Source organism: Novosphingobium sp. BW1, from assembly GCF_008107685.1.
GTDB lineage: Bacteria > Pseudomonadota > Alphaproteobacteria > Sphingomonadales > Sphingomonadaceae > Novosphingobium.
The window spans coordinates 1-6,594 of record NZ_VIRF01000071.1; the positions used below are offsets into that span (position 1 = coordinate 1).

6 protein-coding genes and 1 pseudogene are annotated in these 6,594 nt (G+C 64.3%); 3 read left to right on the top strand and 4 right to left on the bottom strand.

Features of this window, described 5'->3' with window-relative positions; translation table 11 throughout:
• A partial coding sequence (locus FMM79_RS11075; protein ID WP_148627563.1) for an HD-GYP domain-containing protein occupies positions 1-1,124 on the top strand: 1,124 nt, incomplete at its 5' end.
• On the opposite strand, the gene FMM79_RS11080 is transcribed toward FMM79_RS11075, so the two are convergent.
• Positions 1,043-2,824, bottom strand: a complete 1,782-nt coding sequence (locus tag FMM79_RS11080; protein WP_148627564.1) for an SLC13 family permease — start codon at positions 2,822-2,824, stop codon at positions 1,043-1,045. The genes FMM79_RS11075 and FMM79_RS11080 overlap by 82 nt on opposite strands.
• 15 nt (positions 2,825-2,839) lie before the next feature.
• Positions 2,840-4,405 carry a carbon-nitrogen hydrolase family protein gene (locus tag FMM79_RS11085; RefSeq protein ID WP_148627565.1) on the bottom strand — a complete coding sequence of 522 codons (1,566 nt, stop codon included), beginning with the start codon at positions 4,403-4,405 and terminating at the stop codon, positions 2,840-2,842.
• Between the two features lie 266 nt (positions 4,406-4,671).
• On the opposite strand from FMM79_RS11085, the gene FMM79_RS11090 reads away from it, so the two are divergent.
• On the top strand, positions 4,672-4,944 hold the full coding sequence (locus tag FMM79_RS11090) for a hypothetical protein (protein ID WP_148627566.1): 273 nt from the start codon (positions 4,672-4,674) through the stop codon (positions 4,942-4,944).
• A gap of 352 nt (positions 4,945-5,296) precedes the next feature.
• Here the strand turns inward: FMM79_RS11090 and FMM79_RS11095 are convergent, their stop codons facing one another.
• Positions 5,297-5,485, bottom strand: a complete 189-nt coding sequence (locus FMM79_RS11095) for a hypothetical protein (protein ID WP_162528490.1) — start codon at positions 5,483-5,485, stop codon at positions 5,297-5,299.
• Positions 5,486-5,700: 215 nt separating this feature from the next.
• A complete protein-coding gene (gene queF / locus FMM79_RS11100) occupies positions 5,701-6,174 on the bottom strand; it encodes a preQ(1) synthase (protein ID WP_148627568.1) in 474 nt (157 codons plus the stop codon).
• A 130-nt stretch (positions 6,175-6,304) separates the two neighbouring features.
• On the opposite strand from queF, the pseudogene FMM79_RS11105 reads away from it, so the two are divergent.
• Positions 6,305-6,594 (top strand): annotated as a pseudogene (locus FMM79_RS11105) (hypothetical protein); the annotation flags it as partial.

Consider the following 6,594-nt stretch of genomic DNA (forward strand, 5'->3'; position numbering starts at 1 on the left):
CAGCAGTTCGCGCCCCTCCCCCTGGGCGGGTGAAAGGACGGCCTGCGCAACCTCGGGCAGGTCCGCCTCGACCCGCGCAAGGCCAACGTCGAGGAGAAGCCCGGCGGCTTGCGGGCAAGGCCAACAAGATCATCTCCAAGGTCTTCCTCGAGGCGCGCCTGGGCAAGGCGCCGCGTGTCGCGGATGTTGCGCCGGTGGTGGAGGACATCTTCGCCTCGATACAACGCAACCCTTACGCCTTCTCGGGCCTCATGCGCTGCAAGGCCGAAAGCGAGGCAACCTACCACCATATGCTGGCGGTGAGCGCGCTGATGGTTTCGCTAGCCCGGCAGATGCGCCTGCCGCCGGGTGAAATGCGCCTTGCCGGTCTCGCCGGGCTTCTCCTCGACGTTGGCCTTGCGCGGGTCGAGGCGGACCTGCCCGAGGTTGCGCAGGCCGTCCTTTCACCCGCCCAGGGGGAGGGGCGCGAACTGCTGGGCCGCCATTGCCTGATCGGGCGCGAGATGCTCGCCTCGGCAGGCGACGTGCCCGAGGAAGTGCTACAGGCGGTCATGCGCCACCACGAACGGCTCGATGGCGAAGGTTACCCCCAGGCGCTCGACGCCCGCGACCTCGACGTGTTCTCGCGCATGGCCGCGATCTGCGACAGCTATGACCTGATTGTCTCGGGCGCTGTCAGCGGGCGCGCGCTGGACCCGTCCGAGGCCATGGACACGCTGATGACCCTGTCGGGTTCGCTCGATACAGAGATCCTCGCCCGCTTCCGCGAAGCACTCGGGGTCTATCCGGTAGGCTCGTTCGTGCAGCTGCGTTCGGCGCGCATCGCGCTCGTCGTCGACCAGTCCCCCGGCGATCCCGAACTTCCCATGGTCGCCGCCTTCTACTCACTGGAGACGAACAAGCACGTGCGTGCCAAGACCATCGCGCTTGCCGAGTGCTATGGCGAGGATGCCATCGTGGGCGTGGCGGACCTCGACGCACTCGACCTGCCAAGCCCGGAGGACTTGCGCGAGGCGCTCCTCTCGGGCCGCAACCGGACCGATCAGATCCCGTACCAGAAAACCAGCGTGGTCGAGAGTGCTGCCACCATGATGAGCACGAGCGGCACGCCCGAGCGCAGGTAATCCTTGAAGGTGTAGTCGCCCTCGGTGAGGATCATCATGTTGGTCTGGTAGGCGACCGGCGTCGCGTAGCACAGGTTGCAGCCAAACAGCACGGCCAGCACCAGCGGCTCCTCGGGCATGCCCAACTGCTTGGCGATGTTGAAGGCAATCGGCGTGCCGACGGCGGCGGCCGCGGTGTTCGAAGCAAAGTTGGTCATCAGGGTCACGAAGACCATGATTGCGGCAAGCACACCGGCGGGTGGCAGGTACTGCAAGCCACTCGAAAGGATCTGGCCGAGCCATTCCGCCGCGCCCGAAACCAGGATGAAGCGCCCGAGCGCGATGGAACCGGCTACCAGAACGATGATCTTCGCCGAAAGCGCCCGGCCCACGCGCTCAAAACGCACGCAGCCCGTCGCGAACATGAGAATCGCGCCCGCCAGCGCCGAGATCGCAATGGGCACGAGACCGAAGCTGGCAAGACCGACCGAGCCCAGCATGATCGCGACCGCAAGCAGCGCCTTGCCCGAGCGCGTGACCTCTTCCCCGCCCTCGATCTGGAGCAGGCCCTCGGTCTCGGCAAAGTGACGCAGATCCTCGGGCATGCCCATCATCAAGAGCACATCGCCCTCCGCCATCTCGGTGTCGGGGGTGTGCGCGCGGGTGTCGCGCAGAGGCTGGTGGACGTGGTGGATGCCCAGCATCGCCACGCCCTCGAACCCCGCCGTACTTGGCGTAAGGCCGATCAGGCGGCAATCGGGCGCGAGGATCATCTCGGCCACCATCAGGTCCTCGCGCGAGCGGGTGGAATCGGCCTTGATACGTTCCGTCAGCCAGCGCGGGGCGAGCGTGGCCGAAAGCGTGCGCGCGGCCTCCTGCAGGCCCTGATAGGTGCCCTCGGCCAGGAGCCGACGCCCGACGTGGCTGCGGTTACCCGGCGGCAGCCAGGCGCGCACGTCCTCGGGCAGGTTCCCGCGTGCTTCCTCGATGGTCTTGCCGCGCATCGGCGCATCGTCGGAGAGGCGCAGTTTGGCGAGGAACCGGCGGCTTTCCACCGAGACCTGCTTGGTGTTGTCAGGCAGCAGGCGCGGCATGACCAGCCACAGATAGGGCAGCGCCACCAGCACCGAGATCAGCACAATCGGGGTGAAGTGGAAGACCGAGAGCGTGCGCATGCCCAGGTCCTGCGCGATCGAGACGACAAGCAGGTTGGTCGAGGTGCCGATGGTGGTCGCCATGCCGCCGATGAGGATCGCCGCGTTCACCGGCATCAGCGTCTTGGAGGCGGGCATGCCCCCCCGCGTCGCCATCTGCGCCAGGATCGGGATCATCAGCACGAGCACGGGCGTGTCGTTGATGAGCATCGACATGAACAGGCACACGACGAGCGTGAAGAGCAGGCCCAGGCTCTTGTTGAACTGCCACACTTGCGCCAGCGCGCGCGCCGCCGGGTCGAGCGCGCCGGTCACAACCAGGCCCCGGCCCATGATCATCAGCGCGCAGATGGTGACCAACGCGTAATGCCCGAAGCCCTGGAACGCCAGTTCAAGCCCGGCATACTTGGTCTCGCCGGGCATCGGCACGACGTAGAGCAGGAGGGCAATCGCCGCGATGGTCAGCAGCGAGACGATTTCGACCCGCAGCTTTCCATTGAAGAAGCCATAAAACATGGCAAGCGCGATGAACATCGCACTCGCTGCGTGAAAGCCGGGAAGGATCATGGACTTGGCCTTGCCTTACCCTTGCGCCTGTGTCCACTCCACACGGTAGAGATCAAAGCGACGGTCGCGCAGGTTTCGCACCGCACCGGACTGGCGCGCGGTCAGCAGCGAATCGAGCGAAAGGTCGGCAATCGCGATGGTCTCGGTGTTGGGCGCTGTGTCGGCAGCAACGCCATCGCGCGAAAACGGGAAGTCCGAGGGCGTGAGGATTGCGCTTTCGGCATAGTGCACGTCCATGTTCTCCACGTTGGGCAAATTGCCCACGACGCCCGAGGTAACGACGTAGCACTGATTCTCGACTGCGCGCGCCTGGCAGCAGTAGCGCACGCGCAGGTATCCACGTCGCTCGTCGGTGCAGAACGGCACGAAAAGCATCAGTGCGCCCTGGTTGACGAGGTGACGGGCCAGTTCGGGGAACTCGCTGTCGTAGCAAACCATGACGCCGATCGGGCCGCAGTCGGTGGGGATGACGTTGGCGCCATAGCCGCCCTTGATGTTCCACCACTTCGCCTCGGACGGCGTGGGGTGGAGCTTCTGCGATTCGTGTACCGAGCCATCGCGCAGGAAGGTATAGGCGATGTTGCGGATCTCGCTCTTGCCGTCCTCGGTCTCAACGCGGGTGGGATGCGAACCGCCGATGATGTTGATGTTGTAGCTCACCGCCATGTTCTGCATGAACGAGACGAAGCGCTTGGTATACGTGGAAATCTTCTCGATCGCCTCGACCGGCTGGAGCTTCTTCTCCTCGACCGAGAGCAGCGCGAGGGTGAAGAGCTCCGGGAAGACTACGAAGTCGCTCTCGTAATCGGCGGCGACGTCGACCCAGTATTCCACCTGCTCCTCGAAATCATCGCGCGAGGAGATCTTGCGCATCATGAACTGGACGGTGGCGACACGCACCTGCGAGGGTACGCGCTCCTTGAGGCCCGGCACGGCCTTGCCGGTGTCGCGCGGGGCCAGCGGGTTGGTCCAATACATCAGGACCGCGCTGCCCCCGCTCTCTTTGTCCTTAGGCAGGTAGTCGCGCAGGATCCCGCGCGGTTCGTACCCGCCGTTCATCTGGAAATTGATGACCTGATCCTTGGCCTTCTTGTCGATAACGGCCTGAAGATAGTCGGACGGGTTGGGGTAGGTGCGCTTGCGGCGATAATAGCCAGGCATGCGGCCAGCAAAGGCGATGCCCTTCAACTCGAAATTCTGGCACAGTTCCTTGCGCTTGCGGTAGAGGCGCTGGCCGATGCGCAAGCGGCGGTAATCCGGGTCAACGCAGACCTCAAAGCCGTAGAGCACATCGCCGTCCGGGTCCGGGATGCGGCCGTAGCCGCCGTTGGTGATCTCTTCCCAGGTGTGCGGCTTGAAGGCGAGCGCGGTGGTGATGATCATCGTAGCGCAGTGGCCGACGATCACCCCCTCGTACTCAGCCACGAACTGGCCTTCGGGAAAATTGATGATCTGCCCGCGCAGTTCGGCCCGGGTAAAGGCATCGGCCCTGCCGTAGACCTTGACAGACAGTGCCGCGATCGCGGGGGCGTCCCCGACCGTGGCCTCGCGGATGATGAGTTTGGCTTTGGTATGGTCCATGCGCGCCTTAATACGCGCCAAAACGCCCGCGGTTCCAGTGTAGAGTTCGCCATTCCCGAGAGATTGCACGCACTTGGGCGTGGCTCCCTGGCAACCATGCCATACGCCCCCGAAAAAACGGCCCGTCGCACACATGAGTCGGCTCGACGATCAATAAAAGCAGCACGAATTCATCCCTTTGCCAAAAGTTCCCGAATTTTTCGCAGAATTCCGGGATACTTTTGACGGCCCGCCCCGTTGTCTCAGGGAAGGAAGGAGACACACCGATGAGCGCCACCTTGATTGCCCTTGCCCTGTTCGGATGCAGTGACGATGGCACCGCATGCCGCCGCCTCGAAGCGCAGGCCCCGGTCGCGACCTTCCAGACGCGGGCCGAATGCGACCGCCAGCTTGAGGACGCGCTGGAAACCGACGCGGCCCTACGCGCCGATGCCCCCACCGTTTACGCTCAGTGCCTGCCCTCGGCGCAGCTTGCCGCGCTGGGCACCGGAGAAGTCGATATCACCCGCGTCGGCAAGGTGCAATTCGCACAGAATTGACGGCGGGGCGACGAAGCGATCGCTGGCCCGAATGGCCGAGATGGGTGGTTAGCCGCCGTCAGTTCAAAGACTCCGTTCCGTCTCCAAAGTGAAGTCTGCCCTCTCGAACAATAAACCAGCGTGATCGGCCATCGCGACGGTCCACCAGATGCCACTGAGGCTGCCCATCTGTGGTTGAAAAAGATAGAAACCGTACTCCCGCGTCAGTTGTAAGCATCACTTCGGGCAACGCACCAAACAACTCGCATTTTGCGACCCGTCTTTCCCGTAGCAAGTCAAAGGCTGGCGCCCACAGGTCTTCTTCGCTCCAACTTCCACACTGGATCGTCATTCGGTCCTCGATCCGCCAACTCTATTCGACGCCGAGCGATACTTCGCCTTCCGGGTTGCCCGGCGAACCATCGTGCTTGGCTACCGGCGTTAAGTTGCCGAGTTCGATGAAGAGCGCCGCCCCATATCCGCGCCAGACGTGACTTATCGGCAGGCCGATCAGTGATGTGGCAAAGGACTGAAAGGCTTTGATAGGCGTCATGGTGGGCATCGTAGCTACTTGATCAGATGTCCGCAAAGGGGCGGAAACGGACATCAAAGATTATTTCTCACGCCGCACGAAAGACCTTCGGCCGCAGCCAGTGTCTTGGTTCCCACGAGAAGGCGCGCACAAGCGCGGTTTTTCAGAGGCTTGGGGAGCCCGAGGGCAGTGGCCCTCGGAACGTCGTCTTCTGCTGTTCAAAAACGTAGCGCCCCAGGGCCGGATCATCCCCGGCCGCGATAGCCCTGCACGCCCTGGTCGGGGACCCACAGGCCTTCCGGCGCCGCGCCGGACTGCCAGAACACGTCGATGGGAATGCCGCCGCGCGGGTACCAGTAGCCGCCGATGCGCAGCCAGTGAGGCTTCATCTCGTCGAACAGGCGCTGGCCGATCCCCACCGTCACGTCCTCGTGAAAGCCGTTGTGGTTGCGGAACGAGCCGAGGAAAAGTTTGAGACTCTTCGATTCGACGATGGTCTCACCCGGCGCGTAATCGATGACGAGGTGCGCAAAATCGGGCTGGCCCGTCACCGGGCACAGCGAGGTGAACTCGGGCGCGGAAAAACGAACGAGATAGAGGGACTTGGCCCGCGGATTGGGCACATAGTCGAGAACCGCCTCCTCAGGGGAAGCGGGAAGCGCGCTCTGCTGGCCCAGATGCACCGGGGCCAGCGACGGGGAAGAGGGTGTATCGCTCATGCTCATGCGCATGGACCGGCAGGCCGTGCGAGGCAAGGGGTCTCGCAACCGCAACCGTCCACCGCGCCGCGCCCGGCTACGGCGCAGGCATTAAGACACGGTTCACCGCGCGCGCGTTTGGGAAAGAAGCATGAGGGGAATCAAGCAAGTCACCATCGCCAGCGCCTTTGCGCTGCTCACGCTGTCTCTGGCACAGGCCGCATCCGCGCAGGAGCGCGCACCCTGGAGCCTGCCCGCCGGCCCGGCCAGCCAAAGCGCGCCCGACGTGGCCGGCCCGGTCGATCCCGAAGACCCGACCACGCTTCCGGGCGGCGTGCAGCCCTTGCCGCCCCTTCCTATCCCGACCCAGTCGCGCGCGCCCACCTCGCCTGCCGCGCCCGCCCCATCGCGATCCTCCGCGCCGCCCCCTGCGCCTTCGCC

Coding starts and splice junctions, on each gene's coding strand:
- FMM79_RS11085 (WP_148627565.1), bottom strand. CDS start 4,405: ATGGACCATACCAAAGCCAAACTCATCATCCGCGAGGCCACGGTCGGG.
- FMM79_RS11090 (WP_148627566.1), top strand. CDS start 4,672: ATGAGCGCCACCTTGATTGCCCTTGCCCTGTTCGGATGCAGTGACGAT.
- FMM79_RS11095 (WP_162528490.1), bottom strand. CDS start 5,485: ATGCCCACCATGACGCCTATCAAAGCCTTTCAGTCCTTTGCCACATCA.
- queF (WP_148627568.1), bottom strand. CDS start 6,174: ATGAGCGATACACCCTCTTCCCCGTCGCTGGCCCCGGTGCATCTGGGC.
- FMM79_RS11080 (WP_148627564.1), bottom strand. CDS start 2,824: ATGATCCTTCCCGGCTTTCACGCAGCGAGTGCGATGTTCATCGCGCTT.